The organism is Falsiroseomonas tokyonensis, from assembly GCF_019024325.1.
GTDB classification, from domain to species: Bacteria; Pseudomonadota; Alphaproteobacteria; order Acetobacterales; family Acetobacteraceae; genus Falsiroseomonas; species Falsiroseomonas tokyonensis.
On the sequence record NZ_JAFNJS010000004.1, the window covers coordinates 442,631 to 468,398 of the forward strand.

A 25,768-nucleotide genomic window follows, 5' to 3' on the forward strand; every position below is an offset into this window, starting at 1 on the left:
GGCAGGTTCTCCCGTCCCGGCCGCAACCGGGCGCGCGGGTGGCGGGGCCGGTCAGGGCGCGGCGCGCGCGATCGGCTGCCGTGGTGGAAGGGGCCTGGCAATTCGTCCCATCTCCTGCCGCGTCGCCGGATGCCTCGGCGACACACGCAGCACGTGTGCAATCGCCATGCCAGCGGGCCGGCGGCGACCAGCCACCCAAGCCCCCCCGAAGCTGCCCAAATGCACGCCGCTGCCCCGGCCGCAGTGACCGCGGCCTGGGCATGGCGGCGGCGGCTCAGTCCAGCTTCACGCCCGCGGTCTGCACCACCTGGCGCCACTTCGCGGTCTCGCTGGCGATGAAGCCGGCGAAGTCGCGGCGATTCAGGAAGGTCGGCGTGAAGGCCTGCTCGGCCAGCCGCGCCTGGAAATCGGGCTGGGCCAGCACCTTCTCCACCTCCGCCTCGATCCGGGCGGCCTGGGCGTCGGGCAGGCCCTTGGGGCCCAGCAGGCTGATCCAGCCCACCGATTCATAGCCCTCCACCCCCTGCTCATGGATCGTGGGCACGTCCGGGAAGAAGGGCGAGCGGGTGCGGGAGGTGACGCCGATCGCCCGCACCCGGCCGTCCCGCACCATGGCGGTGAGTGCCGAGAGCGTATCCGACAGGAAGGGCACCTGCCCCGCCACCAGGTCCGTGATGGCGGGGCCCGATCCGCGATAGGGCACATGGGTCAGCTGCGTGCCCGTCATCGCCGCGAACATCTCGACATTCAGGTGCTGCGTCGTTCCGTTGCCGGAGGAGGCATAGAAGATGCCCCCCGGATTCGCCTTGGCGCGCGCGATCAGCTCCGGGATGGTCCGCACGGGGAAATCGACGTTCACCACGAAAAGCTGCGGCACGCTGGCGATCAGGCAGATCGGCGTCATGTCCCGCTGCGGGTCGTAGGGCAGCGTGGGGTAGAGGCTGGGCGCGATGGTGGTGGGGCCGCTGCCGCCCATCACGATGGTCAGCCCATCCGGCGCCGCCTTGGCCGCGTAGTCCATGCCCAGCGTGCCGCCGGCGCCGGGGCGGTTCTCCACCACCACCGGCTGGCCCAGCGGGCCGGTCAGGCGCTCCGCCAGCATGCGCATCAGCAGGTCGGAGCCCTGGCCGGGCGGGAAGGGCATGATGATCCGCAAGGGGCGACCCTGGGCCGCGGCGGGGGCGGAAGCCAGGGGGGCAGCGGCCAGGCCGGCGATCAGTTCTCGGCGGGATAGGCGCATGGGGGGTTTGGTCCGAAGGCGTTGCATGGCAGTAGCATGGGATAACCCGGCGCCAGGGTGAAGCTTCGCGCAGAGCCCCCCGGCGCCGCAGATGGAGGTCGCCGCCCATGCCCGATGCCGTTTCTGCTCCCTCCGGCCCCGTTCTGCCCATCGGCTTGGCAGATGCCGCCGGCCGCAACCGCCGGTTGCGCCAGTTGCTGGCCGGGCCGGAGCTGCTGCTGGCCCCTGGCGCCTTCGATTGCGTCACGGCCCGGCTGGTCGATGCCTCCGGCTTCAAGGCGCTGTACATCACCGGCGCCGGCATCTCGATGAGCGCGCTCGGCGCGCCGGATGTCGCGGCCCTGTCCTTCGGCGAGATCATCGACCGCATCCGCCGCATCTGCGACGTGGTCTCCATCCCCGTCATCGCCGATGGCGATACCGGCTATGGCGGGCCGCTGAACGTCATCCGCACGGTGCGGGAATATGAGCGTGCCGGCGTCTCCGCCATCCAGATCGAGGACCAGGAATGGCCGAAGAAGTGCGGCCATGAGCCGGGCCGCAAGCTGGTCTCCACCACCGATATGCAGATGCGCATCCGCGCGGCGGTCGAAGCCAGGCGGGACCCGGACTTCGTGGTGATCGCCCGCACCGATGCCCGCGCCGGCGAGGGCCTGGCCGCCGCCATCGGCCGCGCCCGCGCCTACCGGGAGGCCGGGGCCGATGTGATCTTCGTCGAAAGCCCGCAGAGCGAGGCGGAGCTGGAGGATGTCGGCCGCGCCTTCCCCGAGGTGCCGCTGCTGGCCAATATGGTGGAGGGCGGCAAGACGCCGATCCTGCCGGCGGAACGGCTGCAGGAACTGGGTTTTCGGCTCGCGATCTACCCGAATGCCATGACCCGGCTGATCGCCAAGGCGGGGATGGAGATGCTGGCCTCGCTGAAGGAGACCGGCTCGACCAATGCCGTGGCGGGCAGCATGTACAGCCACGGCAAGCTCTGGGAGCTTTTTGACAATGCCACCTGGCGGGCGCTGGAGGATCGCTACCTGCGGGTGGAGACGCCGGCGAAGGGGTGACCTGCGCCGGTCACGACGCAACCTGCGGCCGGCATCTCGCCGGCCGAGCGGCCGAATGGCCGCCGCCGCTTATGCGGCGAAGCCAAGCCGCGCGGAGCGCGGCGCCTGGCGTTTGAAGGTCGGCAAAGACTCTACCCCTTCTCGGCGATGATCCGGTGCTGGCGGACGACCTCCGCCATCACCCGGCGGATGAACTCCTCGGCAAAATCCTCATCCAGGCCGGCGCGGGCGGCGGTCTCCCGCAGGCGGGCGACCTTCGCCTCCTCCCGCGCCACGTCCACCGCGTCCAGCCGGTGCCGGGCCTTGAGCTGGCCCACTTCCCGCGTCACCCGGAAACGTTCCGCCAGCATGGCGATCAAGGCCGTGTCGATATTGTCCAGGCTGGTGCGCAGTCGCCAGAGGTCCTCCGGGGCGGCCGGCTTGGCCGCGGTGTCGTTGGGCATGGGTCTGCCGCCTTCTCGCCTGGATGTCGCGCCCCAGCCCTAGCAGAAGGCGGCCGGCCAGGGGAAGCCAAGCGGGGTCAGGTCACCACGGAGGGAGCGTCCCGGCCGGTATGCCGGGCAATGCCGGCAATCTCGCCGGCCGCGGCGATGACCGGGGCCAGCACCGCCTGGGTTTCCAGCGCGTGGCGCGCCGGGTCGGGCTCGAAGCGCTCGAGATAGACCCGCAGCGTGGCGCCGACCGTGCCGGTGCCGGAGAGCCGAAAGACCGCCCGCGCATCCTCGGCAAACAGGATGCGCACGCCCTGCTGTTCAGTCACCGAGCCATCGACGGGGTCGGTATAGGCGAAGTCGTCGCATTCGGAGACGGTGAGGCCACCAAAAGTCTTGCCGGGCAGCGTGGGAAGCTGCGCGCGCAGCGCCTGCATCAGCCCGTTCGCGGCGGCGGCATCCACCTCCTCATAGTCGTGGCGCGTGTAGTAGTCGCGGCCGAAGCGCGCCCAGTGATCCCGCACCAGCGCATCCGCGCGCTGGCCGGTGGCGGCCAGGATATTGAGCCAGAGCAGCACGGCCCAGAGCCCGTCCTTCTCCCGCACATGGTCGGAGCCGGTGCCGGCGCTTTCCTCGCCACACAGCGTGATGCGGCCGGAATCCAGCAGGTTGCCGAAGAACTTCCAGCCGGTCGGCGTCTCGTAGCAGGGAATGCCGAGCGCCTTGGCCACGCGGTCCACCGCGCGGCTGGTGGGCATCGATCGCGCGACGCCCGAAAGCCCGCGCGCATAGCCCGGCGCGCGATGCGCATGCGCCGCCAAGATCGCCAGGCTGTCGGAGGGCGTGACGAAAAGCCCCGGCGCCACGATCATGTTGCGGTCGCCATCGCCGTCGGAGGCGGCGCCGAAATCCGGCGCATCGGCGCGCATCATCGCCTCCATCAATTCGGCCGCATGCACCGGATTGGGGTCCGGATGGTGGCCACCGAAATCCGGCAGCGGCGTGCCGTTGCGCACCGTGCCCGGCGCGGCGCGCAGCGTGTTCTCCAGGATCGCCTTCGCATAGGGCCCGGTGATCGCGCTCATCGCGTCGAACTGCATGCGGAAGCCGCCGGCGAAGAGCTCCGCGAGGGCGTCGAAATCCACCAGCTTGCGCATCATCACGGCGTAGTCCGCCACCGGATCCACCACCTGGATCAGGCAGTCGCCCAGGCGCTGTTCGCCGAGCTGGTCCAGATCGAGGTCCGGCACCTCCATCATCGCATATCCAGTGATCGCGCTGGCGCGCCGGAAGATGGCGCCGGTGATCTCCTCCGGCGCCGGCCCGCCATTCGCCGCGTTGAACTTGATGCCGAAGTCGCCGTCCGGCCCGCCGGGATTGTGGCTGGCCGAGAGCACCACGCCGCCAATCGCACCGGAGATGCGGATGAGGTTCGAGGCCGCCGGCGTCGACAGCAGCCCCCCCTGCCCCACCAGGATCCGGGCAAATCCGTTGGCGGCGGCGATCTTCAGCGTGGTCTGCACCACCTCCCGGTTCAGGAAGCGGCCATCGCCGCCCACCACCAGCGTTGCGCCGTTCCGCTTCTCGCCCAGCACGTCGAAGATCGCCTGCACGAAATTCTCGACGTAGTGCGGCTGCTGGAAGACGGTCACCTTCTTGCGCAGGCCGGAGGTGCCGGGCTTCTGGTCGGCGAAGGGCGTGGTGGCGATGCGGCGAAGGCTCATGCGTTCTCTCCCGGCATTGCCGCAGCTTCACCCTGCGGCTTCGCCGGCGGCAAGACCCCTACGCTTCGGCGAGCCCCCGGTTGCGAAGCAGCGCCTGCACGGAAGGCGGGCGGCCGCGGAAATCGACGTAGAGTTCCATTGGGTCGCGCGTGTCACCGGCCTGATAGATGGCCTTGAGCTTCGCCGCCAGCGCCGGGTCGAAGGGATCGCCGGCTTCCTCGAAGGCTTCGAAGGCATCGGCATCCAGCACCTCCGCCCACATATAGGCGTAGTAGCCCGCCGCGTAGCCGCCGCCGGCAAAGAGGTGCTGGAAATGCGCGGGGCGATGGCGCAGGCCGATCGCCTCCGGCATGCCGATCTCGCCCAGAAATTCTTCCTCGAACTGCAACACGTCGAGCGCCTGCGGGTCGGGATGCGTGTGCAGCGCCAGGTCGATGAGCGCGGAGGAGACGAATTCCACGCTGGCAAAACCCTGCCCATCCTGGCGTGCCGCGAGCAGCCGGCGCAGCAGATCCTCCGGCAGCGGCTCACCGGTCTCGTGGTGGCGGGCGTGGCTGCGCAAAATCTCGGGCACTTCCAGCCAATGCTCCAGCACCTGGCTCGGGAACTCAACGAAATCCGCCAGCACGGCGGTGCCGGATTGGGACGGGTGATGCGCGGTGGAGAGCAGGCCGTGCAACGCATGGCCGAATTCATGGAACAGGGTCCGCGCCTCGTCGAAGGACAGCAGCGCGGGCGTGGATTTCGCGATGTTGTTGTTGTTCACCACGATCGGCGTCACCGGGCCATCCAGCCCATGCCCCACGCGATAGCTGCTCATCCAGGCGCCGGATCGCTTGCCCGCGCGCGCAAAACTGTCGAGCAGGAAGACGCCGCGATGCGCGCCGGCCTCGTCCTGCATGTCGAAGGCGCGGACATCCGGGTGATAGACGGGAATGTCCGGCCGCTCGACGAAGCGCACGCCGAACAGGCGCCGCGCCGTATCGAAGACGGCGGCCAGCATGCCGTCCAGCGGGAAATAGGGTTTTGTCAGGCTCTCATCGATGTCGTGCCGCGCGCGGCGCGCGATCTCGGCATAGTGGCGCCAGTCCCAGGCCTCGATGGGATGGCCGGCCAGCGCCTCCAGCTCCGCCCGTTCCACCGCCGCGCGACGCTTAGCGGGGGCCCAGACCTGGTGCAGCAGGTCCGAGGCCGCGTCGGCGTCGCGCGCCATATTGTCGGCCAGCCGCCAGGCCGCGAAGTCCGCGTGGCCCAGCAGCCGGGCGCGTTCGGCGCGCAGCGCCAGGATGTCCTTGATCAGCACCGTGTTGTCGCGTGCGCCAAGGCCCCGCGCCACCCAGGCGCGCCAGGCCACCTCGCGCAGGTCGCGCCGCGTCGAGAACACCAGGAAGGGCTCGATGGAGGAGCGGGACAGGGTGATGACCCAGCCCTCCACCCCGCGCTCCCGCGCGGATTCCCGCGCCGCGTCGCGGGCGAAGTCCGGCAGCCCTTCGAGGTCGGCCTCGGACAGTACCAGCTGCCATTCGTTCTCGTCCGCCAGCACGTTCTGGCCGAATTGCGTGTGCAACACGGCGAGCCGCGTGGAGATCGCCGCCATCCGCTCCCGCCCCGCCGCATCCAGCGCCGCGCCGCTGCGCACCAGCCCGGCATGCAGCCGCAGCAGCAGCCGGTCCTGGGCTGCATCCAGGCCGAGGCTTTCGCGGCGCTGCAACAACGCGGAAATGCGTGCGAAGAGCGCCGGGTTCAGCACGATATCCGCGCGATGGCGGGCGAGCCGCGGCGCGTAGTCCCGCTCGATCGCCTGGTAGGCGTCGGTCGCCTGGCTGGAGACCAGGTTGAAGAAGACGCTGCGCACCCGGTCCAGCGTCCGCCCGCTGCGCTCCAGCGCCTCCACCGTATTGGCGAAGGTTTCAGGCGCCGGATCGCCGGCGATGGCGGCGATCTCGTCAAGCTGCTCGGCCATGCCCTGGTCGAAGGCGGGCCCGAAATGCTCGGGCCGGATCAGGTCGAAGGGGGGCACGCCGAAGGGCGTGGTCCAGGGGGCGAGCAGCGGATTTTCGGTCATGCCGCCAAATTAGCAGGGCGCGGACAGGGCGGCCAAGCGGCGCGTCAGTTCGCCGCCTCCGCCGCCTCCAGCAACGGCTTCCAGCGGGCGATCTCGGACCGCCAGAAGGCCTGCGCAGCGGCCGGCGCGGTGCGTTCCCCGCTGGCGGGCTCGCTGCCCAGCTCGGCCAGGCGGCGGCCGACATTCTCGTCCCGCAGCGCCGCCAGCAAAGCGCGGTTCAGCCGTTCCACCACCGGGCCCGGCGTGCCGGCGGGGGCGAAGAGCATGTTCCAGCCGGACATGCTCATCGCCGGCAGGCCGGCCTCCGCCGTGGTCGGCACCTCCGGCAGCGCGGCGGCGCGGGTCGGGGTGCTGATTGCATAGGCACGGATCGTGCCGCCGCGTATCTGCTGCGCATTATTCGTGGTCTGGTCGCAGCCCATGTCGAGCGTGCCGGCCATCAGGTCGTTCATCACCAGCGCATTGCCGCGATAGGGCACCAGCGTCACCGGCGCGCCGATCGCCGAAATCAACAGCAGGCTGCACAGATGGCTGGTGGAGCCGATGCCCGCATTGCCCAGGTTCATCCGGCGCCCGTCCCGGCGAACCGCGGCCACGAATTCGGCCAGGTTGGCGGCGGGAAAATCGCGCCGCGCGATGATCGCCATCGGCACCTCGTTCACCAGGCCGATCGCCTCGAGCGCCTGCGGATCGAAGCTGAGGTTGCGCAGCAGGGTCGGGATCGTGGCCTGCGCCAGGCTGCCGAACAGGATCGTGTGCCCATCCGGCCGCGCCGCCGCGACGCGGCCCTGCCCGATCGACCCGCCGGCGCCCGAGGCATTCTCCACCACCACGGACTGGCCGAGATCCGCGCCGAGCGCGGGCGCGATCAGCCGCGCCACGACATCCGCCGGCCCGCCGGGCGCGAAGCCCACCACCATGGTGATGGGGCGCGCCGGAAAGCTCTGGGCACTGCCCTGGGCGACGGCATCCCCGGCAAGGACGGCCATGATTCCGCAGACCAGGCCGCGCTGCAGCAGCTTGAACATGATTTCGCTCCCGTTCGTTACGGGCAGGCTGGCAGCTTCGGCGCGGGCTGCAAAGCGGTATCGGCGCGGCCGTTGCGCCAGGCTGGCACGGCGCGCATCCTCGGCCGCGCCACCACCGGGCTGAGGCAGATGCGCATCGCGGTCATCAACGACTATCACGGCCTCGCTCAGCAGGCGGTGGATTGGCAGGATCTCGCGGCCGCGCATGTGCTGGACTTCCACGGCCGCGTCGCCGATGCCGATGCCGCCGCGCTGCTCGCCGAGGCCGAGATCATCGTCACGGCACGCGAGGAAACCCGCTTCGACGCCGCGCTGCTCGCCCGGCTGCCGCGGCTCAAGCTGCTGGTCACGCATGGCATGAGCAATGCCGCGCTGGACCTGCCGGCACTGGCCGCCCGCGGCGTCACGGTGTGCGGCACCGCGCTGGGTTATCCGATGGCAACGGTGGAGCTCGCCTGGGGGCTGGTGCTCGGCCTGGTCAAGCACATCGCCGCGGAGGATCGCACGATCCGCGAAGGCGGCTGGGGCGCCGCGCTAGGGCGCGGACTCACCGGGCGGCGGCTGGGACTGTTGGGCCTCGGCCAACTCGGCGAAGGCATGGCGCGCGTCGGCCTCGCCTTCGGCATGCAGGTCGTGGCCTGGAGCGAGAACCTCACCGCCGAACGCTGCGCCGCCTGCGGCGTGCAGCTTGTGGGCCGGGAGGCGCTGTTCGGCGCCTCCGACGTCATCAGCATCCATATGCGGATGTCACCGCGCACGCGCGGCCTGGTGGGCGCCGCGGAGATCGCGGCCATGCGGCCGGATGCGCTGCTGATCAACACCTCCCGCGGCCCGATCGTGGAGGAGGCGGCGCTGGTCGCGGCCCTGCGCGAGGGCCGCATCGGCGGCGCCGGCCTCGACGTCTTTTCGCAGGAACCCCTGCCCGCGGACCATCCGCTGCGCAGCCTGCCGAACACGCTGCTGACCTCCCATATCGGCGGCCGCACGCAGGAGAATTTTCGGGTGCGCTATCGCGAGAGCCACGAGGCCGTCGCGGCCTGGCTCGCCGGCCGGCCCGTGCGGGTGCTCAGCTAAGCCGCCGCGGTCACGGTCTCCTCGGGCCCGTTCGGGTCGCCAGGCACCGTCTCCCAGGCGAGGCCCACCAGCACCACGCTGCGCCGGCCGCCGCGTTCCGCCCGCACCACGAGCGTGCCCTGCTCCTCCAGATAGGCCAGCAGCCGCCGCGCCCGGCCGAGGGAGCGGCTGCCATAGGCGCGCGCCAGGGTGGCGTCCGAGGGACAGGGCTGGCGTTCCAGCGCGGCGCGGGCCAGCAGCAGGAAGACGCCCTGCACGTCATCCGGCAGCGCCTCCGCCCGCGCCACGGCCTGCGCCCATTCGCTGCCCTCCGCGGCCTCCGCCCCAATGCCCGCGCGCGCCGTGGTCAGCAGGCGGCGGAAGGCGGGGATATCGATGGCGGGGCCGGCCACCTCCTCGATCCGGCAGCGGACCAGGAAGTCCTGATAGAGCACGCTGGCCGGCCGGAAGGGCGCATCCGGCTCCGCCAGGATTTTTGCCAATACGCCCGCGATCTTGCGGCGGTGCTCCGCCTTTTCCTCGGGCGTCGGCGGGGCAACGGGTTCGGCCGCCGGCAGGACGGGTCGGTGCTGGGCGAGCTGGGTCAGCAGGTCGGGCGCGGTGGCGCGCGGCAGGCGGCGCGGCGGGCGCGGCGCCTCTGGCTCCGGCGCCGCCAAAATCAGCTCCCGCGCCTCGGCCGCGCTGGCCTGGCTCGGCGGCGGCACCAGCTTCGGCCCGGCGCTGCGCGAGCCGGTCTCCACCACGCCGACCCGCACCCGCAGCGGGCGGCGGGACACGGCCGGGCCGAGCGCCATGAAATGCCCGCGCTCCAGGTCCCGGAACATCTCCGCCTGGCGCCGCTCCATCCCCAGCAGGTCCGCGGCGCGGGCCATGTCGATATCGAGGAAGGTGCGGCCCATCATGAAGTTGGAGGCTTCGGCCGCCACGTTCTTGGCCAGCTTGGCCAGGCGCTGGGTGGCGATGACGCCCGCCAGGCCGCGCTTGCGGCCACGGCACATCAGGTTGGTCATGGCGCCGAGCGCCGCGCGCCGCGCCTCGTCCGAGGTCTCGCTGGCCGCCGCCGGGGCAAACAGCTGCGCCTCGTCCACCACCACCATCACCGGGTTCCAGGCATCCCGGTCCACGTCGAACAGCCCGCCCAGGAAGGCGGCCGCCAGGCGAAGCTGCTGCTCCACCTCGACATTCTCCAGGTTCAGCACGACGGAGACGCGATGCCGCCGCACCCGCTCCGCCACCTGCTGCAGGGCGGTATCGGCGTAGTCGGCCGCATCCACCACCAGATGCCCGAACCGGTCGGCGAGGGAGGTGAAATCCCCCTCAGGGTCTACGACCACCTGCTGCACCCAGGGGGCGGATTGCTCCAGCAGGCGGCGCAGCAGATGCGACTTGCCGGAGCCGGAATTGCCCTGGACCAGCAGGCGGGTGGACAGCAGTTCCTCAAGATCGAATTCGGCGGGGGTGCCGGAGGCGCTCAGGCCGATATCGATGGCGATCGTCATCCAGGACTCCAGGGGCGCGCGAGGCTGAGTAGCCGCAACCGGCCCCGCCCGGAAGCGAGTCGCGCCAGGCCCTTGATTCGACAGGCGGCGCCGCCGAATCGGCTTCAGCCCTGCGGCTGCTTCTCACCGGCTACCAGCACGAAGAGCGCAAGCCCCAGCAGGGCCATGTCCTGCAGCAGGGTCATGCCGTCCGGCGGCCGCGCCAGGAAGACGCCGAAGCGGCCGCAATTGACCAGTTCCAACCCGCGCAGCAGGACCGTCCCCACCGCCGTGCCGCAGCCCAGCAGCAGCAGCCCGGCCGCCAGCGCCGCGGCGCGCCGCCGGGTCGGCAGCACCAGCCCGAGGGCGATCGCCCATTCCACCAGCACCACCGCCACCGCCAGCGGCCAGAGCAGGGGCGCGGGCAGAAGCCGGTAGGTGTCGAGAATGGCGGTGAAGCCCGGCAGGTCGACCAGCTTGGCCAGGCCGGCTGCCAGGAAGACCGCGGCCAGGAACCAGGCGGGCGGCCAGGCCCAGTCGCCACCGGCCGAGGGCGGCGGCGGTCGCTCAAGCAAGGGCATACCGCCAGGCCGCAACGGCATCCTGCACGAAATCGTCCCAGACACGTCCAGCCAGGTCAGCCGGCATCCTATCGTTCTCCGCAAATCCGAAGCGCTACGGAGCAGCGGATGCAGCGGATGCAGCCTTATGGAGAAAATCCGTCGCCGTTTCATCAATTCGGCAGTCAGCCCAGGCTGCGAGCTATGGCGCGCATCCAGACCAGCACCGCGCTGGCCCCGGCATCCGGCTGGCCCATCGCCCGATCGCCGAGATAGGCGGCGCGGCCGAGGCGCGGGCGCATGCCGGCGGTGGCCGCCGCCCCCCGCTCCGCCGCCGCCACCGCCGCCTGCCAGGCCGCGGGGCCGGGGCCCTGTGCGGTAGCGAAAGCCTCCGCCGCCGGGTGCAGGGCATCCAGCATGGTGCGGTCCCCGGGCTTCGCCCCGCCGAGTTCGCCAATTGCCGCCACCGCGGCCCGGAAGGCGGCAGCCCAGCCCGCGCGGTTGGCCTCCCGCCCCTCAAGCACCTGCGCCGCGCCCAGAAGGGCGGTGGCGTAGAAGGGACCGGAACTGCCGGCGATGGCCCGCCGCAGGGCGCCGGCCATGGCTTCCAGCGCCGAGGCCGGCGTGGCGAAGGCGGCCTGGGGCAGCGCCCGGATGGCGGCGGCACCGCGCGCCAGGGACAGGCCGAGGTCGCCATCGCCCGCATGGCTGTCGAGCGCCGTCAGCGCCGCTTCCTCCGCCTCCAGCGCCGCCGCGACCTCCATCGCGACACGGTGCAGCGTCGCGGCGAGGGGGCCTGGCGCGGCATGCTCGGCCGGCGGCGCAGCCGGAGTCGCGACCAGGGCGCGCGGCGCCAGCACCCCGCCGCCGGGCCAGGCCGGCGCGCTGGCCGGCGCATCCAGCCGGGCGAGCCGCGCCGCATCCAGCCGCATCAGGCTGATCGAGCAGCCGGGCATTTCCAGCGCGGTCATGAAGTTGCCCGCCCAGCCGCGCGCCACGACGATGCTGCGGGCGCGCAACCCGGCCAGGGCGGCACGGGCCACCACGGAAAGCTCCATCGGCGGCGTGCCGCCCAACCCGTTCACCAGCATCGCCACCTGGTCGCCCGCCGCCAGCCCGGCATCGGCCACCAGCGTCTCCAGGATGGTCGCGACGATGGCGTCCGCCGGCGCCATGGGGGCGCGCCGCACCCCCTGCTCGCCATGGATGCCGAGGCCGAGCTCCATCTCCTCCGCGCCCAGTTCGAAGCCCGGCTGGCCCGCCGCCGGCACGGTGCAGGCGCCGAGCGCCACGCCCATGCTGACCACGGCGGCGGCGGCGGCCTCGGCCTCCGCCAGGACCGCATCGAGATCGAGCCCGGCCTCGGCCGCCGCGCCGGCCACCTTGTGGACCAGCACGGTGCCGGCGATGCCGCGGCGCTGCGCGCGGTCCACCGTCGCATGCAGCGCGGCGTCATCGGCCACCACCACCACCCGGGTCGGGATGCCTTCGGCGGTCGCCAGCGCGGCGGCCAGGCCGAAGTTCAGCCGGTCGCCGGTGTAGTTCTTCACCACCAGCAGCGCCCCGCGCGGCCCCGCGGCGGCGCGGATGGCGGCCAGCACGGCATCCGTGGAGGGGGAGGTGAAGACATCGCCGGCGATGGCGCCCGCCAGCATGCCGGGGCCGACATAGCCCGCATGCGCCGGCTCATGCCCCGCCCCGCCGCCCGACAGCACGGCGACCGGCCGCTGCGCCGGCACCGGCAGCTCGGCGCGCAGCACCACATCCTCGGCCTCCAGCAAGGCGAGGCCCGGGTTCAGGTCGACCAGCCCTTCCAGCATGTCCCGGACGACGCGGCGCGGATCGTTGACCAGCTTCTTCATGGCCTTCCCCCTCCTGGCGCGGGCAGGATCGCGTCAAACCGCTCAGCGCGCCAGCAGCGCCTCCGCCTGCGCGATCGCGGCCAGCAGATCGGCGCGGCCGCCGGCCAGCTGCTGGGCCCGGTCGAGCCAGCCCCGCGCATCCGCCTCGCTCCGCTCGGCGGCGCCACGCCCGGCGCGGAGCCAGGCATCCGCCGCCGCCTCCCGCTCCCCCAGCCGTTCCAGCGCGGCGGCCTGCAAAGCGAGCGCCCGCGACAGGCCGCGATAGTCCAGCGAATCCCGGCGCAGCGCCGCGGCGGTTACGCCCTGCAGCCGGGCGGTGGCCGCATCGCCGCGCAGCAGTGCCGCCAGGCCTTCCAACTCCACCGCATCGGCCCGGTAGGCCAGCTGGTCCGGCGCGCCGATGGCCGCCCGCGCCGCCTCGACGCCAGGCAGGTCGCCGCGCCCGGCGGCCAGAAGGCCCACCAGAAAATGCGCCCGCAGCGCGGCCTCCGGATTCTCGGCGCCGCGGCTGGCGACGATGCGGGCCAGGGCATCGGACTCCGCCATCCGGCCCAGGCGGAACAGGGCCGTCGCCTCCGCCAGCAGCAGCCCGGCGGAGGCGCCGCGGCCGCGCCGGGCGAGTTCCGCCCGCACCTCCCGCGCCACCGCCAGCGCCGCCGGCGCGTCGCCGCGCGCCAGGGCGGAAGTGGCCTGGCCGAAGCCCATGGCATCGATCGCCACCGCGTCGTCACGTTCCCGCGCGCGGGCCAGGGCCTGGGCATAGAGGCGGCCTGCCACCACCGGCTGGTCCTGGTTCAGCGCATCCCGCGCCGCATCCGCCGCCCGGTCCAGCACCCCGTCGCGCGGCGGCCCCGCGGGCGGCGCGCGCCCGCCGCAGGCCGCCAGCAACAGCAGCAGAGCCGCGAAGACACCTCTCACGGGCGCAGCCGCTCCACCATCGGCCGTGGCACCGCGCCGGAGGAGATGCTGGTCTCCCGCACGCTGCCGCCGCCGCCGCCCAGCAGCCAGTGCCGGCGCAGCTGCACCAGCAGCAGCTCCATCTGCCGAGCCGCTTCCTGCGCCTGCACCATCACCGCCGGCAGGCTGTCCGTGCCGTCGCGGAGATTCGCGGTGACCTGCGGCAGCGCCGGCGTGGCGCGGGCGAGGTCGGCGCTGGCGCGCTCCACCTGGGCCAGCACGCGCTCCGCCCGCTGCACCAGCCCGGGCAGGCTGCCGCTGCCGCGGCCGCTGGACAGGCCGGCGGTCAGCTGGCGCACCTCGCGGCTTGCCGCCTCGATATTCTCCATCACCGCGGCGGCGCGGGCGGTGGCGGCTTCCGCCTGGCGGATCAGCGTATCGTCCGCCAGCAGGCGGCCCACCGTGCCCTCCCCGCGCTCCAGCCGCTGGGTGGCGGCGGCGAAGGCGGCGGTGCCGGTGCGCAGCTCGTCGAGGATCGGGAAGACGCGCTGTTGCAGCTCATCCAGCAGCGTGCCGAGCGTTTCCGTGGGCGCGCGCTCGCTGGTGGCGCGGATCCAGGCGCGGTCCCAGTTCAGCTCCTCCCCCCGCCCGCGCTGGATATCCAGATAGGCCGGGCCGGCCACGCCGAAGCGGCGCCGCACCACGGCCGTGGAATCGCGGCGGATGAAGGGCTTCGCCTGTTCCTCGATGCGGAGTTCCGCGCGGATTCGCCGCTCGGGGTCGACGATGATGCGGCGGACGGAGCCGGCGCGGATGCCCAGCACCTCGGCCTCCGCCCCCACCGAAAGCCCGGCCACGCCTTCCTCCGGCAGCAGCACCATCAGCGTGGCGCCATCGGCGAACCATTCGCGGATCACGCCGCGCTGGAACAGCGCGCCGAGGAACAGCACCAGCGCCAGCACGACCAGCGCGCCCACCCAGCGATCGGTGTGGCGCAGCCGGACGCGGTCTTCCTGGCTTAACGTGGAGCCAGACATGGTTCATCCCCCTTCAGACCATCCTGCTGCAGCACCCACCACTGGCTTGCAGGAAAGCCGGGCGTGTTCCAGGCGCGGCGCGAGCGCGTGGACCACAGCGCCGCCGCGCCGCGTTCGCGCGCCGGGGCCAGCGCCGCCAGCAGCGGCTCTGCCAGCAGATCCGCCGTTTCCTGGTCCAGCGGGCTTTCCAGCAGGATCAGCTCCGGCGCGCCCAGGAAGGCGCGGGCGCAGCCGGCCCGGGCCAGATCCACCCGGTTGAGCTCGGCCGGATGGCGTAGCGGCAGGCCCGGCAGGCCGAATTGCTTGCAGAGCGCCACGGCCTCGGACCGCAATTCCGCATCGGGCGTGCTGCCATGGTGGCGGCAGGCCAGCAGCATGCCATCCGCCACCGTCAGATGCGGCAGCCAGCCGCCATCGCCCGGCGCCAGGCCGATGCGGCCGCGCAGCGCCTGGGCCGGCTGGCGCGGCAGCGCCGCCCAATCCTGCGCCAGGAAGCGCACCTCGCCCGCCGCCAGCTTCACCAGCCCGGCGCAAAGCAGCGCCAGCGCCCGGGCCATGGCCGGATCCTCGGCATGCACCAAGGCGAGGTCGCCCGGCGCCAGCCGCAGCGTCACCGCGCCCTGGATCGGCGAGGCCCCCGGCACCGGGCGCGCCGCCTCCACCTCCAGCAGCGGCGTCACGAGACGGCTACGCTGAGGATGGCGCTGGCCGCCAGGATGCCCAGCAGCCCGCGCACGAAGGCGCGCGGCAGCAGGTGGGAGGGCGATTCGGCCCGGGTGGAGGACATGCCGGTGATGGCGCAGACCAGCGCCACCAGCGCGCCCACCACCACCAGCTTAACGGCGAACAGCACGAATTCGGCGGTATCCGTGGCGGCGAAGAGGTTCGTCAGCAGCTCCCGCGGCGCGTTCTGCACCAGGCCGCCGAGCCAACCGGTCAGCCAGCCGGTGATCAGTGCGACCGCCAGGAAGATGACGCCGAGCGTGAAGCCCGCCACCGCCAGCGCCACCACCCGCGGCAGCACCAGCAGGCTGAAGGGATCCAGGCCCTGCGCCTCCAGCATGTCCAGCTGGCCGCCGGCCTTGGTGGCGCCGAATTCCACCACCGTCACGGTGCCGCTCCGGCCGAGCAGGATCAGCCCGGTCAGCACCGGCGTCACCTCTCGGACCAGGACCGTGGTCAGCAGGCTGCCCGCATAATCCTCCTGGCCCGCGAAGCTCAGCCAGCGGATCGCCTGGTGGACCACGCCGAAGCCGACCAGGCTGGCGGTGATGATGACGGTGCCGAAGCCGCCGGCGACCGCCTGGTGCAGGGTGCGGCGCAGCTCCGCCCGCAGCGTGCGGCGCCGCCAGCTGCGCGGGTCCAGCCCCTCTCTCAACACGCCGAGCGCCAGCGCCGCGGTGGCCAGCACCATCTGGATGCCGCGTCGCGCGGGGCCGCCGATGCTTTCCAGCACCAGCCATGGCAGCGCCACGGGCCGCGCCTTCGCCATCGCCCCCTCCCTTGCCATCCCGTACCGGTCAGCGCGGCCGGTCGCGGAAAGTTTCCGCGCGCGCATGCACCCGCGGGCCGGGCACGGCGTTGCCGAACCTATCGAACCGACCGGGATGGGATTGGCAGGATGAGCGAAGCGCGAGACCGGCGGCGCAGCAGAATGGCGGAGGGGGGAAGCTGGATGGTGGCCGCCGCGGCGCTGGCCGGGCTGCTGGCGCTCGATTCCGCCCGCCGTTCGCCGCGCCCGCTGCGCCAGGCGGCCGCGCCGCCGGCGGCGCGCGCGCGGATCGGCCGCGATGCCGCCTCCGACCGCGGGGGCGAGGCGGAGCGCGGCGCCACGGGCCAGGGCCGCTCCGCCGATGCCCCATCCGAAATCCCCGCCCTCGGCTGGTGGCAGATCCTGAAGCGCACCCTGTCCCAGGCCAGCGAGGACCGGCTGCTGACGGAGGCCGCCGGCATCACCTTCTACACCCTGCTGGCGCTGTTCCCGGCGCTGGCGGCGCTGGTCTCGCTGTATGCGCTGGTGGCGGACCCCACCACCATCCAGGGCCACCTGGACGCGCTGGCCGGCATCGTGCCCGGCGGCGGCATGGACATCATCACGGAGCAGGTGCAGCGCGTCGCGCAATCGGCCGATGGCACGCTGGGCTTCGGCGCCATCGCCGGCCTGCTGGTGTCGCTGTGGTCGGCCAACCAGGCGGCCAAGGCGTTGTTCGACGCGCTGAACGTGGTCTACGAGGAGCATGAGAAGCGCAGCTTCATCACGCTGACGCTGACCACCCTCACCTTCACCCTGGGCTTCATCCTGTTCGCCATCCTGACCATGGTGGCGGTGGTGGCGGTGCCCGTGGTGCTGAACTTCATCGGCCTGGGCAGCACCGCGGAGACGCTGCTGGCCTACGGCCGCTGGCCGGTGCTGCTGGTGCTGGTCGCGCTGGTGCTGGCCTGCCTGTTCCGCTGGGGGCCGAGCCGCGCCTCTGCCAAGTGGCGCTGGGTCAGCTGGGGCAGCGCCTTTGCCGCCCTGGCCTGGCTCGGCGCCTCGGCCGGCTTCTCCTGGTACGTCGCCAATTTCGGCAGCTACAACGAAACCTATGGCTCGCTGGGCGCCGTGGTCGGCTTCATGACCTGGATCTGGATCTCCGCCATCGTCATCCTGTTCGGCGCCGAGCTGAATGCGGAGATGGAGCACCAGACGGCGCGGGACACCACCACCGTGCCGGACCGCCCGATGGGCAGCCGCGGCGCGGAGATGGCGGATACGGTGGCCTGACCCTCAGCGCGCCGCCTTGCGGATGTTCCAGGCGATGATGATGCCAGGCATCGCAAGAACGTCGGAGATGCGCGGCGTGACGGCGGAGGGCAGGTACCACTGGCCGTAGGGCACATAGGGCACCAGGCGATAGGCGCTTTCCTGCAGCTCATCCAGGATGCGCTTCCGCTCCGCCGCATTGGCGGCATAGGGGAAGGCATCGATCAGCGCCTGGTGCGCGGCATCGCAGGGCCAGCCCGGCCAGGCGCGGTCGCAGCTGGCCTGCATCGGCACATTGCCCACGGGGTCCGAGGCGCCGAGGCCGTTCCAGAAGGTCAGGCCGATATGCCAGCCGCCCTCGCTCGGCGGACGGCGATTGGCGCGGCGGCCGGCCATCGAGGCAAAGTCCGTCGCCTGCACATCCGTGCGGAAGCCCACCGACTGCATCTGCTGCGCCAGCACCAGCGTGGCGGTATGCACGAAGGGATTGTCGGTGGGGTCCATGATGACGATCGGCGTGCCGTCGTAATTCGCCTCCCGCAACAGGGCACGGGCGCGTTCGCGGGCGGCGGGGCTGCCGAGGCCGGCGGGCACGCCCGCATTCGTCTCCTGCGGGCTGCCGCAGACGAAGAAGGCGTGGCACACCTGGTACAGCGCCGGGTCGGGGAACATCCCCTGCAGGATCTCCTCCTGGTTCACCAGCAGCATCAGCGCCTGGCGGACCCGGGCATCGTTGAAGGGCGGGTGGATGTGGTTCATCCGGATCATGCCCGGCGCGCCCAGCGTATTGGTGCGGACAATCCGCATGCCACGGCGGGCGAGCATGGGCAGGAAGTCCACGCCGGGGCTCTCGATATAGTCGATCTCGCCCTGGATCAGCGCCAGGGTCGAGGTCTGCGCATTGGCGATGTTCTGCCATTCCACGCGATCGACATGCACCACCTTGCCGCCGGCGGTGCCGGAGGCGGGCTCGGAACGCGGCACGTAGTTCGGGTTGCGGCGATAGACCACGGTGCTGCCCGGCACCCATTCCTCGCGGGAGAAGATGAAGGGCCCGCTGCCGATCGTCTCGCGAATTGCGGTGAAGGGGTCGGTGGCCGCGATGCGGGCCGGCATGATGGCGGGCATGTTGCCGGCCGGTTTTGACAATGCGTCCAGCATCAGCCCGTAGGGGCGCCTCAGCGTCCAGACCACCGTCTTGCCATCGGCCTGCGGCTCCATGCTGGCGGTGATGGCCATCAGCTGCCGGCCATGCGGGTCCCGCGCGCCCCAGCGGCGCAGCGAGGCCACCACATCCTCCGCCGTCACCGGCGCGCCGTCATGGAAGGCCAGCCCCTCGCGCAGCGTGAAGCGCCAGACCAGCGCATCGTCGGAGACGCTGTAGGCGCCCACCATCTGCGGCTGCGGGCGCTGCTGCGCGTCGCGGCCGAAGAGCTGGTCGTAGATCATATGCGCATGGGACTGCACCACGCCGGCGGTGGTGTTGATCGGGTCCAGCGTCTGCAGGTCCGCATTCGGCACCATGCGCAGGATGCGCTCCGGCGGGATGGTTTGCGCAAGCGCCGCCCCGGCGAGCAGGCTCGCGCCGAGGACCAGTGTGGCGAGGCGGGTCAGCATGGATCGTCCCCCGTTTCGTGACGGGGGTTTATGGACCGGTTGTTACAGATCGGACAAGACGGGGATCACGCCGCGACCGCGAAGGGCATCACCTGCACCTCCTCCCCCGGCCGCGCCACCAGCGCGTGATTGGCCGCGATCGGCAGCCAGCCGGCATTGCGTTCATCCACCGGTTCCGACACCACCAGCACATTTCCGCCGACGCGACGCCAATACAGCGAGGGCGGGCGGCCGTCCGAGGACCAGCGGAAGCAGGTCAGCCGGGTGCCGTCGCTATGCGCGGCGGCGAAGCGCAGCGCCTGGCTGCTGCCGGCCTCCTCCATCAGCGCCTGCACCCGCGCCAGGGTGCGCGACAGCGCGCCGATCGGATCCTCCGCCAGCCCATCCGCCATCGCGGCCAGGAAGATCGCCTCCGTATCGCCGGTGCCGAGGCGGTGTTCGTAGAGCCGGTCCGGGATCAGCGCCTCCATCCGCCGCTTGATCCGCGCATAATCGCCGACCTGCCCGTTATGCATGAACAGCTGCCGGCCGAGGCCGAAGGGATGGCAATTGGCCCGCGTGGTGGAAGTGCCGGTGGAGGCGCGGACATGGGCGAAGAAAAGGCGCGAGCGCACCTGGGCGCAGAGCGAGCGCAGGTTCTCATCCGACCAGGCGGGGCGGATTTCCCGGTACAGGCCCGGCTCCTCCCGCTCCCCGTACCAGCCCAGGCCGAAGCCGTCGCCATTGGTGGGCGTCTTGCCCTCATCGGCATGCATGGACTGGTGGATGAGCGAATGCGCCGGGGCGCAGACGAGGTCGGAGAGGAAGATGGGTTCGCCGAGATAGGCGAGGAAGCGGCACATCGGGGCAGGGTCCGGAGGGTGGCAACGGCCAAGGTTGCGACCATGCTGCGCCCAGGACAATAAGGGACCCTTGCCGCCCGGGCGATTTGCGACCCGGCCGCCGCAGCCCTATCCTGTGCCGCCTTGGCCGCGAGGCTTCCCGCCCCCGATGTCCCGCCCCCGCAGCTTCGACGAGGATGCCGTGCTCGACGCGGCGATGCGCCACTTCTGGCGGCACGGCTATGCCGGCACCAGCGTGCGCGACCTGGGCCAGGTGATGGGAATGGGCCAGGCCAGCTTCTACAATGCCTTCGGCGACAAGCGCAGCCTGTTCGCCCGCTGCCTGGACCGCTACCTGGACGGCGGGATGCGGGAGCGCATCGCCCGGCTGGAGGCGACGCAGCCGCCGCGCCAGGCCATCGAATCGCTGCTGCGGGAGATTGTCGCGCGGTCCCTGCGCGACCGCCTCGGCTGCCTGCTGGTGAATACCGCGCTGGAGGTGGCGCCGCATGACCGCGGCCTGGGCGCCGTGGTCGCCGCGCGGCTGGAGGAGCTGGAGGGCTTCTTCCGCCGCCGGGTGCAGGCCGGCCAGGCCGAGGGCAGCATCGCGGCCGGGCGCGATGCCGCGGACCTGGCGCGGCTGCTGATGACCTTGCTGCTCGGCCTGCGGGTGCTGGCCCGCGGGCGGCCGGACCGGGCGGTGATGGAAGGCGCGCTGCGCCAGGGCCTCAGCCTGCTGGACGAGCCGCCTTCAAGATAGCGCGCCATCCGCCGGATGGCGCGCTATCCCCGTCAGCCCAGGCCGGACGGGCGGGCGCCCGTCTGGGCGCCCGTCTGGGGGCCGGTCTGGGGACCGGTCCCCGGCTTGGCGGGCTCGGCATCCGGCTTCTCCGCCAGCGCCTCCTTCGCCTGTTCGGCCAGGTTGTGGGCGGCGCCGACCACCGCTTCCCGCGCCTGCCCGGCCAGCGTCGACAGCCCTTCGGACGCCGTGCCGCGCGCCTGCTCGGCATGGCCGCCGATGCTGTCCCGCGCCCGCTCATAGCCCTGCTGCGCCATCCCAGCCGCCTGCTGGGCCAGGTCGTCGCGGGTTTCGCCCATCAGCCGGTCCTCGGTTTCCGTGCGCGGCAGCATCGCGCCCACCGCGGCGCCGAGTGCGACGCCCAGCGCGCCGAGCACCAGCGGCTGGTCACGCAGCAGTGCGCCCATGCTGTGCTGCGCCTCATCCGCCCATTCGCCCATGCGATGCTGCGCCGCGTCGGCATAGCCCGAGGCACGATCGGCATAATCGGCTGCGCCGTTCCGCATCGGGCCAGCATAGCCGGAGGCCACATGCGCCGCCTGCCCGCTGCGGCCGCGCATGTCGCGCGCCGCCTGGCCGACGGACTCGCCGGCGGAGCCGACGGCACCCGCCACGCTGCGATAGGCGGAGCCCGCCGCATCGGCGGCGCTGCGGGCCGCGCCCGTCACACCGTCCCGCACCGCGCCCGCCGCATCGCCCACGGCCTCCGCAGCCTGGCTCAGCAGGCCGGGGCCAGAGTCCTCATGGCGATAGTCCCCATGCCGATAGTCGTCCTGGCCGGGATAGGCAGGGCTCAGGGGCGGCGCATAGGCGCCATTGCGGCGCGGCGCTGTGGAGGGCGCCTTGCCGAGCATCAGCCAGCCGATCCCGGCGCCGATCAGCAGCAGCGGCAACGGATTGTCGCGCACCGCGGTGCCCAGGTTGCGCGTGAATTCCGCGCCGCCGGAGGTGCGGGCATAGTCCAGCGCCTGCTCGAAGAGCTGGCCGGGGGAGGCACGCTCGCGCAGCTCCTCCAGCGTCTGCGTCAGGCCGGCGCGCGTCGCCTCCACCTCATGCTCGATCTCCGCGCTGCCGCGATGGCCGGTGTCCGTCGTGCCGCTCATCGTACCTGCTCCTTGGCCACCTGGGCATCGCGCGACAGCTGTTCCGCCGTGCGATGGGGCATCAGGCTTGTGGTGTTCAACTTGGAGACGCCGCCGCGGATCAGCGCATAGCCGAGCAGCGCCGCGACAAGGCCGACGATCAGCTGGGACCAGCCGATCGGCACGCCGAGTTGCACCAGCAGCGAGACCAGCGCGAAAAGCAGCAGGATCAGCGCGCCCAGCAGCATCCCGGCACCGGCGCCGAGTGGCGTGATGGCACCCGTGGTCTGGGAGATCTTCTCCCCCACCTCCGCGCGTGCCAGCTGCACCTCCTGGCGGAACAGCGTCGAGATCTGGTCGATCGCGACGCCGAAAAGCTCCGGCAGGGACCGGTCGGTGGTGCGGTAGGGATCAGACATGATCGCCTCCCCCCGCCACCGGACGCTGCGGCAGGCCGGAGGCGCTGCCACCCGGCCAGGCCGCCGCACCGCCGAGCGAGGCGGCGGCGAGCGTCGCCGGCTTGGCGCCGGTGCCGGCCATGCCTGTATCCTGCGTGCTGGCCGCTTCCGGCGGCATCCAGCCCGGCGCCTGCGCGGCCGCGCTTGGCGAAACCGCACCACCCATCGGCGCGCCACCGCTGCGGCCCTGCCAGGACTGGCCGTGCCCGCGGCTGCGGGCGGCTTCCGCCGAGCTCTTGGCGAAGCGCGCCAGGCCGAAGCCGGCCAGCACGGCGGCGCCAAAGAAGGCGACGGGCTGGCGGCGGGCGAGGTCCTCGACCCGGCCCAGCAGATCGGCCGGGCTGCTCTCGCGCAGCGTGCGGCCCATATCCTCGATCGCCGAGGCGGCCTCGTGCACATAGCGCGCCATCACCGGCGACTGCTCGCCCAGCTGGTCGGCCGCGCCATGCACCGCTTCCGCGAATCCCTCGGCCTGCTCAGCGCCCGCCTGCTTCTGCGCCTCGGCGAAGCCCATGGCGCGCTGCCGCGCGGCATCGAGCACCCCGGCGCCTTCCGCCTTCAGCTCCTCGGCGATGCCGCTGGCCTCGCGCCTCACGCTGTCGGCCGCCTCGCTGGCGCCGGCCTTGGCCTGCTCCAACGCCGCGCGGCCATCCGCGGACGCCTGGCGCAGCGGATCGGGCTGCGGGCCCCGCGGTGGATCGCGATCCGGAAAACCACTCTGTCTCATGTCACTCATCTGCGCACCTCCCCTGTCATCGAGGCTGACGGGCGGGCCATGCCGCGCCGTCGACCTCGGACCGCTGTCATGCCAACAGGGGTGGAGGCCCGGCGTTCCTTGCGCTTGCGCAGCTTCAGGGCGCTTTTTCGCCTGCCCCGTGCCGCAAGGCCGGCTCGCCAGGTCTTTGCACAAGATGTTGATGTACCAAGGCGTTTGGCACCGCGGCGGTTCAGCGCGGAAATCAGGCCGCGCATTCGGCACCACCCCGGCCGCTTCGCGTTCTGCACCCGGATACCGAAAGGAGGGGGACCATGTCGGAAGACAGCAGCCGCGCGCCGAAGACCGATGCCGCACTCAGCGTGGCGGTCACGCCGATGCGCCGCACGGCGGAGGGCATGTGGGAAAGCGCCGAACGTGCCGGCGCGCATTTCTTCCTGGTCGAGCTGGTCCAGGATGGCGGGGAGGATGCGGAGGTGGTGGTGGAATGCCGCGACGAACGCACCGCCGCACTCGCCGCCCGCGTGGTCGCGGCCACGGTGGCGGCGCTCGGCCTGGCGGAACCCGCCGAGGGCAGCGAGGTGGTCGCCGCCTTCGACGACGAGACGGCCGCGATCCTCGCCGAGAACCCGACGCCGGAGGTGGAGGCGCCTGCCGGCGCCTGGATCGAGGAGGAGGAGGAGGAGGAGGGGCCGGCGCTGCAATAGCAGCGGCCGGCCAGCCGTCACACCGGGCGGGGCGAGGACCGGAAATCCGGCGGCACGACGAAGTCGCGCGCCGCGCCACGCGCCCGGGCCAGGCCCTGCGGGAAGCCGCTGCGGTCGCCGCGATGAGGCGTGACGCTGCGCGGCACAGGCTGCGCCCTTTCGCGCCCGTGGCGCGCCTTCAGGGCCTGGCTGGCCACCACATCCAGCACGGTGACGCCGGCCACCATGGCGAGCGCCAGCATGACATTGTCCCGCTTCGGATTGTCGCGCCGCAGCGCCGCCAGCAGCATCGCCACATCCGCCGCATCGCCCAGCAGGCGCGATTGCAGGCCCATGGAGCGATCGACCGAAAGCGAGAGCACGCCGCTGGCGACCTCTCTCGCGCCATAGGCCCGCACCAGCCCTTCCTGCCCCTGCATGCCCAGGCTGCGCGTCATCTGCCGCGGCGCCAGCAGCTGCACCAGGCCGAGGCCGATGCTGAACCAGCCGAGCGCGCGGCCCAGCCTGTCCGCCGCGCCGAGCGAGCCGCGACCGCTGCGCAGGATACGAGGATCGCCCTTCATGCGGGCGCTATTCGCGCGAAGATTCATGGCTTCAACACCACCTTGATGCAGCCGTCCTGCTTGTTGCGGAACACGTTGTACATCTCCGGCCCGTCCTGCAGCCCGACACTGTGCGTGATGACGAAGGAGGGATCGATCTGCCCTTCCTGGATCCGCCGCAGCAGGTCGTCGGTCCAGCGCTTCACATGGGTCTGGCCGGTGCGGATGGTGAGGCCCTTGTTCATGATCAGCCCCATCGGGACCTTGTCGATCAGCCCCGAATAGACGCCGGGGATGGAGAGGATGCCGGCCGGGCGGCAGACATAGATCATCTCCCGCAGCACATGCGGCCGGTCATTCTCCAGCATCACCACCTGCTTGGCGCGATCCAGCAGCGTATCCGGCTGCGCCAGGCTGACATGGCTTTCGAGGCCCACGGCATCGATGCATTTCTGCGGCCCCTTGCCGCCGGTCAGCTCGTTCAGCCGCTCGATGACATTGTCTTCCTCGAAGTTCAGCGTGATGGCGCCGCCGGCGGCCGCCATGCCGAGACGTTCCGGCAAGCGGTCGATGGCGATCACCTGCTTCGCGCCCAGCAGCACGGCGCTGCGGATGGCCATCTGGCCGACGGGGCCGCAGCCCCAGATCGCGACGGTGTCCTCCGGCTCGATGTCGCAGGCGACGGCGGCCTGCCAGCCGGTGGGCAGGATGTCGGACAGGAACAGCACCTGCTCATCCGTCAGCCCGTCCGGCACCTTGATGTGGGTCTGGTCGGCGAAGGGCACGCGGAGATATTCCGCCTGGCCGCCGGGATAGGCGCCGGTCAGCGCGCTATAGCCGAAAAGGCCGGCGCCGGCATGGCCGAAGACCTTGTCGGCCATCTCCTTGTTCCGGTTTGTGGTTTCGCAGACCGAAAAATTGCCCCGCCGGCACTGCTCGCAGCTGCCGCAGTTGATGGTGAAGGGCACCACGATGCGGTCGCCCTTCTTCAGCGCGCCCTGGGCCGCGGAGCCGACCTCCACCACCTCGCCCATCGTCTCATGGCCCATGATGTCGCCGGGCTTCATGGCGGGGATCAGGTTGTGGAACAGGTGCAGGTCGGAGCCGCAGATGGCGCAGGCCGTGACCTTGATGATGGCGTCGCGCGGATCCTCGATGGTGGGATCGCTCACCGTGTCGCAGCGTATATCTTCCTTGCCGTGCCAGACCAGCGCACGCATGGGCCACTCCCCTATTCCGTCGGGGCCTCAATGCCGCGGGCCTGCCACCGGTTTGCCGGCCGGTCGGTCACGCTGCCGCCATTCGGCGCTTCGGGCGCCGTGCGGTCGGGTCAGGCGGGGTGCCAGGCGACCTGCATCTCCTCACGGAAGGCGAAGCGCAGCAGGTGGCGCGCCACCACATCCTGCAGCTGCGCCAGCTTTGCGGCATCGGCGGCCGTATTTTCCTTCATCTTCGACTCGCCCCCCCGCCCATGCCGCTGATGCTGACGGGCTGTTCCGCCCCTGCCCGCGGCAGGAAAGCGGCCGCGCGCCCTGCCCCCCCAATGTGCCGTTGCGCGTCGCCCCCGGCTCGGGCATACCCGCCGCTCCCGTGGACCGCGCGGGAGAGAGTGGCGAGGCGCCTGCAAGGGCCACCGAAACCACCGCCGAAGGCGCAACCGGCCCCCGGAAACGCTCAGGCAGAAGGGCCGCGCGGGCAGGGGCCGAAGGGCCCGGCGGGACTCTGGAAAGCTCGCCCCTCGAACGGGGGGCGGCACCGACGGAGTAAGGCTGCGCCGGGAGGCAGGCCGAATCTCTCAGGTCACCGGACAGAGGGGGGTCACGGAACACCCGG

25 protein-coding genes and 2 riboswitches are annotated in these 25,768 nt (G+C 72.0%); of the genes, 5 read left to right on the forward strand and 20 right to left on the reverse strand.

Annotated elements, in window-relative coordinates; genetic code table 11:
• Positions 1–274 precede the first annotated feature (274 nt).
• Positions 275–1,240 carry a Bug family tripartite tricarboxylate transporter substrate binding protein gene (locus J3S20_RS15745; protein ID WP_216837436.1) on the reverse strand — a complete coding sequence of 322 codons (966 nt, stop codon included), beginning with the start codon at positions 1,238–1,240 and terminating at the stop codon, positions 275–277.
• Positions 1,241–1,347: 107 nt separating this feature from the next.
• Between J3S20_RS15745 and J3S20_RS15750 the strand changes: the two genes are divergently transcribed.
• Positions 1,348–2,295 carry an isocitrate lyase/PEP mutase family protein gene (locus J3S20_RS15750; RefSeq protein WP_216837437.1) on the forward strand — a complete coding sequence of 316 codons (948 nt, stop codon included), beginning with the start codon at positions 1,348–1,350 and terminating at the stop codon, positions 2,293–2,295.
• Between the two features lie 131 nt (positions 2,296–2,426).
• On the opposite strand, the gene J3S20_RS15755 is transcribed toward J3S20_RS15750, so the two are convergent.
• The 4 genes from J3S20_RS15755 to J3S20_RS15770 form a co-directional block, all read right to left on the reverse strand.
• Entirely contained in the window at positions 2,427–2,738 is a 312-nt protein-coding gene (locus J3S20_RS15755; RefSeq protein WP_216837438.1) for a chorismate mutase, read from the reverse strand.
• A gap of 77 nt (positions 2,739–2,815) precedes the next feature.
• Positions 2,816–4,450, reverse strand: a complete 1,635-nt coding sequence (locus J3S20_RS15760; RefSeq protein WP_216837439.1) for an alpha-D-glucose phosphate-specific phosphoglucomutase — start codon at positions 4,448–4,450, stop codon at positions 2,816–2,818.
• 58 nt (positions 4,451–4,508) lie between these two features.
• A complete protein-coding gene (locus J3S20_RS15765) occupies positions 4,509–6,515 on the reverse strand; it encodes a M3 family metallopeptidase (protein ID WP_216837440.1) in 2,007 nt (668 codons plus the stop codon).
• Positions 6,516–6,559: 44 nt separating this feature from the next.
• On the reverse strand, positions 6,560–7,543 hold the full coding sequence (locus tag J3S20_RS15770) for a tripartite tricarboxylate transporter substrate-binding protein (RefSeq protein ID WP_216837441.1): 984 nt from the start codon (positions 7,541–7,543) through the stop codon (positions 6,560–6,562).
• A gap of 72 nt (positions 7,544–7,615) precedes the next feature.
• Here J3S20_RS15770 and J3S20_RS15775 point away from each other — a divergent pair, with 72 nt between their 5' ends.
• A complete protein-coding gene (locus J3S20_RS15775; protein WP_246602853.1) occupies positions 7,616–8,617 on the forward strand; it encodes a D-2-hydroxyacid dehydrogenase family protein in 1,002 nt (333 codons plus the stop codon).
• On the opposite strand, the gene J3S20_RS15780 is transcribed toward J3S20_RS15775, so the two are convergent.
• From J3S20_RS15780 to J3S20_RS15810, 7 genes are all read right to left on the reverse strand, one after another.
• Positions 8,614–10,116, reverse strand: a complete 1,503-nt coding sequence (locus J3S20_RS15780) for an ATP-binding protein (RefSeq protein ID WP_216837442.1) — start codon at positions 10,114–10,116, stop codon at positions 8,614–8,616. The two genes, J3S20_RS15775 and J3S20_RS15780, sit on opposite strands and share 4 nt — an antisense overlap.
• A 104-nt stretch (positions 10,117–10,220) precedes the next feature.
• A complete protein-coding gene (locus tag J3S20_RS15785) occupies positions 10,221–10,676 on the reverse strand; it encodes a MauE/DoxX family redox-associated membrane protein (protein ID WP_216837443.1) in 456 nt (151 codons plus the stop codon).
• A gap of 164 nt (positions 10,677–10,840) precedes the next feature.
• The gene (locus tag J3S20_RS15790; protein ID WP_216837444.1) at positions 10,841–12,517 is read right to left on the reverse strand and encodes a dihydroxyacetone kinase family protein; all 1,677 of its coding nucleotides are present in this window, start codon (positions 12,515–12,517) and stop codon (positions 10,841–10,843) included.
• Between the two features lie 42 nt (positions 12,518–12,559).
• Entirely contained in the window at positions 12,560–13,435 is an 876-nt protein-coding gene (locus J3S20_RS15795) for a hypothetical protein (protein WP_216837445.1), read from the reverse strand.
• Positions 13,432–14,451, reverse strand: coding sequence for an MlaD family protein (locus J3S20_RS15800; protein WP_216837446.1), 1,020 nt, complete (start codon positions 14,449–14,451; stop codon positions 13,432–13,434). The genes J3S20_RS15795 and J3S20_RS15800 overlap by 4 nt, the downstream gene beginning before the upstream one ends.
• A complete protein-coding gene (locus tag J3S20_RS15805; RefSeq protein ID WP_216837447.1) occupies positions 14,433–15,131 on the reverse strand; it encodes a P-loop NTPase family protein in 699 nt (232 codons plus the stop codon). Before J3S20_RS15805 ends, J3S20_RS15800 begins: the two co-directional genes overlap by 19 nt.
• Positions 15,128–15,943 carry an MlaE family ABC transporter permease gene (locus J3S20_RS15810; RefSeq protein ID WP_216837448.1) on the reverse strand — a complete coding sequence of 272 codons (816 nt, stop codon included), beginning with the start codon at positions 15,941–15,943 and terminating at the stop codon, positions 15,128–15,130. Before J3S20_RS15810 ends, J3S20_RS15805 begins: the two co-directional genes overlap by 4 nt.
• Positions 15,944–16,072: 129 nt before the next feature.
• Between J3S20_RS15810 and J3S20_RS15815 the strand changes: the two genes are divergently transcribed.
• Complete coding sequence (locus J3S20_RS15815; RefSeq protein ID WP_246602854.1) at positions 16,073–17,215, forward strand: YihY/virulence factor BrkB family protein; 1,143 nt, start codon at positions 16,073–16,075, stop codon at positions 17,213–17,215.
• A gap of 3 nt (positions 17,216–17,218) precedes the next feature.
• Here the strand turns inward: J3S20_RS15815 and J3S20_RS15820 are convergent, their stop codons facing one another.
• Both J3S20_RS15820 and J3S20_RS15825 read right to left on the reverse strand, forming a co-directional pair.
• Positions 17,219–18,811, reverse strand: coding sequence for an ABC transporter substrate-binding protein (locus J3S20_RS15820; RefSeq protein ID WP_216837449.1), 1,593 nt, complete (start codon positions 18,809–18,811; stop codon positions 17,219–17,221).
• Between the two features lie 65 nt (positions 18,812–18,876).
• Positions 18,877–19,653 carry a class II glutamine amidotransferase gene (locus J3S20_RS15825; protein WP_216837450.1) on the reverse strand — a complete coding sequence of 259 codons (777 nt, stop codon included), beginning with the start codon at positions 19,651–19,653 and terminating at the stop codon, positions 18,877–18,879.
• A 148-nt stretch (positions 19,654–19,801) separates the two neighbouring features.
• Between J3S20_RS15825 and J3S20_RS15830 the strand changes: the two genes are divergently transcribed.
• A complete protein-coding gene (locus tag J3S20_RS15830; RefSeq protein WP_216837451.1) occupies positions 19,802–20,392 on the forward strand; it encodes a TetR/AcrR family transcriptional regulator in 591 nt (196 codons plus the stop codon).
• A gap of 32 nt (positions 20,393–20,424) precedes the next feature.
• Here the strand turns inward: J3S20_RS15830 and J3S20_RS15835 are convergent, their stop codons facing one another.
• Genes J3S20_RS15835 through J3S20_RS15845 form a run of 3 tightly spaced genes read right to left on the reverse strand, consistent with a single transcriptional unit; the run spans position 20,425 to position 22,707 of the window.
• Complete coding sequence (locus tag J3S20_RS15835) at positions 20,425–21,534, reverse strand: DUF3618 domain-containing protein (protein WP_216837452.1); 1,110 nt, start codon at positions 21,532–21,534, stop codon at positions 20,425–20,427.
• Entirely contained in the window at positions 21,531–21,932 is a 402-nt protein-coding gene (locus J3S20_RS15840; protein ID WP_216837453.1) for a phage holin family protein, read from the reverse strand. Before J3S20_RS15840 ends, J3S20_RS15835 begins: the two co-directional genes overlap by 4 nt.
• Entirely contained in the window at positions 21,925–22,707 is a 783-nt protein-coding gene (locus tag J3S20_RS15845) for a hypothetical protein (RefSeq protein ID WP_216837454.1), read from the reverse strand. The genes J3S20_RS15840 and J3S20_RS15845 overlap by 8 nt, the downstream gene beginning before the upstream one ends.
• Before the next feature lie 293 nt (positions 22,708–23,000).
• Between J3S20_RS15845 and J3S20_RS15850 the strand changes: the two genes are divergently transcribed.
• Complete coding sequence (locus J3S20_RS15850) at positions 23,001–23,393, forward strand: hypothetical protein (protein ID WP_216837455.1); 393 nt, start codon at positions 23,001–23,003, stop codon at positions 23,391–23,393.
• Between the two features lie 17 nt (positions 23,394–23,410).
• Here the strand turns inward: J3S20_RS15850 and J3S20_RS15855 are convergent, their stop codons facing one another.
• From J3S20_RS15855 to J3S20_RS15865, 3 genes are all read right to left on the reverse strand, one after another.
• Positions 23,411–23,983: a hypothetical protein gene (locus J3S20_RS15855; protein WP_216837456.1), complete on the reverse strand. Its 573-nt coding sequence runs from the start codon at positions 23,981–23,983 to the stop codon at positions 23,411–23,413.
• Complete coding sequence (locus J3S20_RS15860) at positions 23,980–25,155, reverse strand: zinc-dependent alcohol dehydrogenase (protein ID WP_216837457.1); 1,176 nt, start codon at positions 25,153–25,155, stop codon at positions 23,980–23,982. Before J3S20_RS15860 ends, J3S20_RS15855 begins: the two co-directional genes overlap by 4 nt.
• Before the next feature lie 110 nt (positions 25,156–25,265).
• Complete coding sequence (locus tag J3S20_RS15865) at positions 25,266–25,385, reverse strand: DUF2218 domain-containing protein (RefSeq protein ID WP_216837458.1); 120 nt, start codon at positions 25,383–25,385, stop codon at positions 25,266–25,268.
• A 140-nt stretch (positions 25,386–25,525) separates the two neighbouring features.
• A riboswitch (glycine riboswitch) is annotated at positions 25,526–25,635 on the forward strand.
• 12 nt (positions 25,636–25,647) lie between these two features.
• A riboswitch (glycine riboswitch) is annotated at positions 25,648–25,756 on the forward strand.
• Positions 25,757–25,768 lie beyond the last annotated feature (12 nt).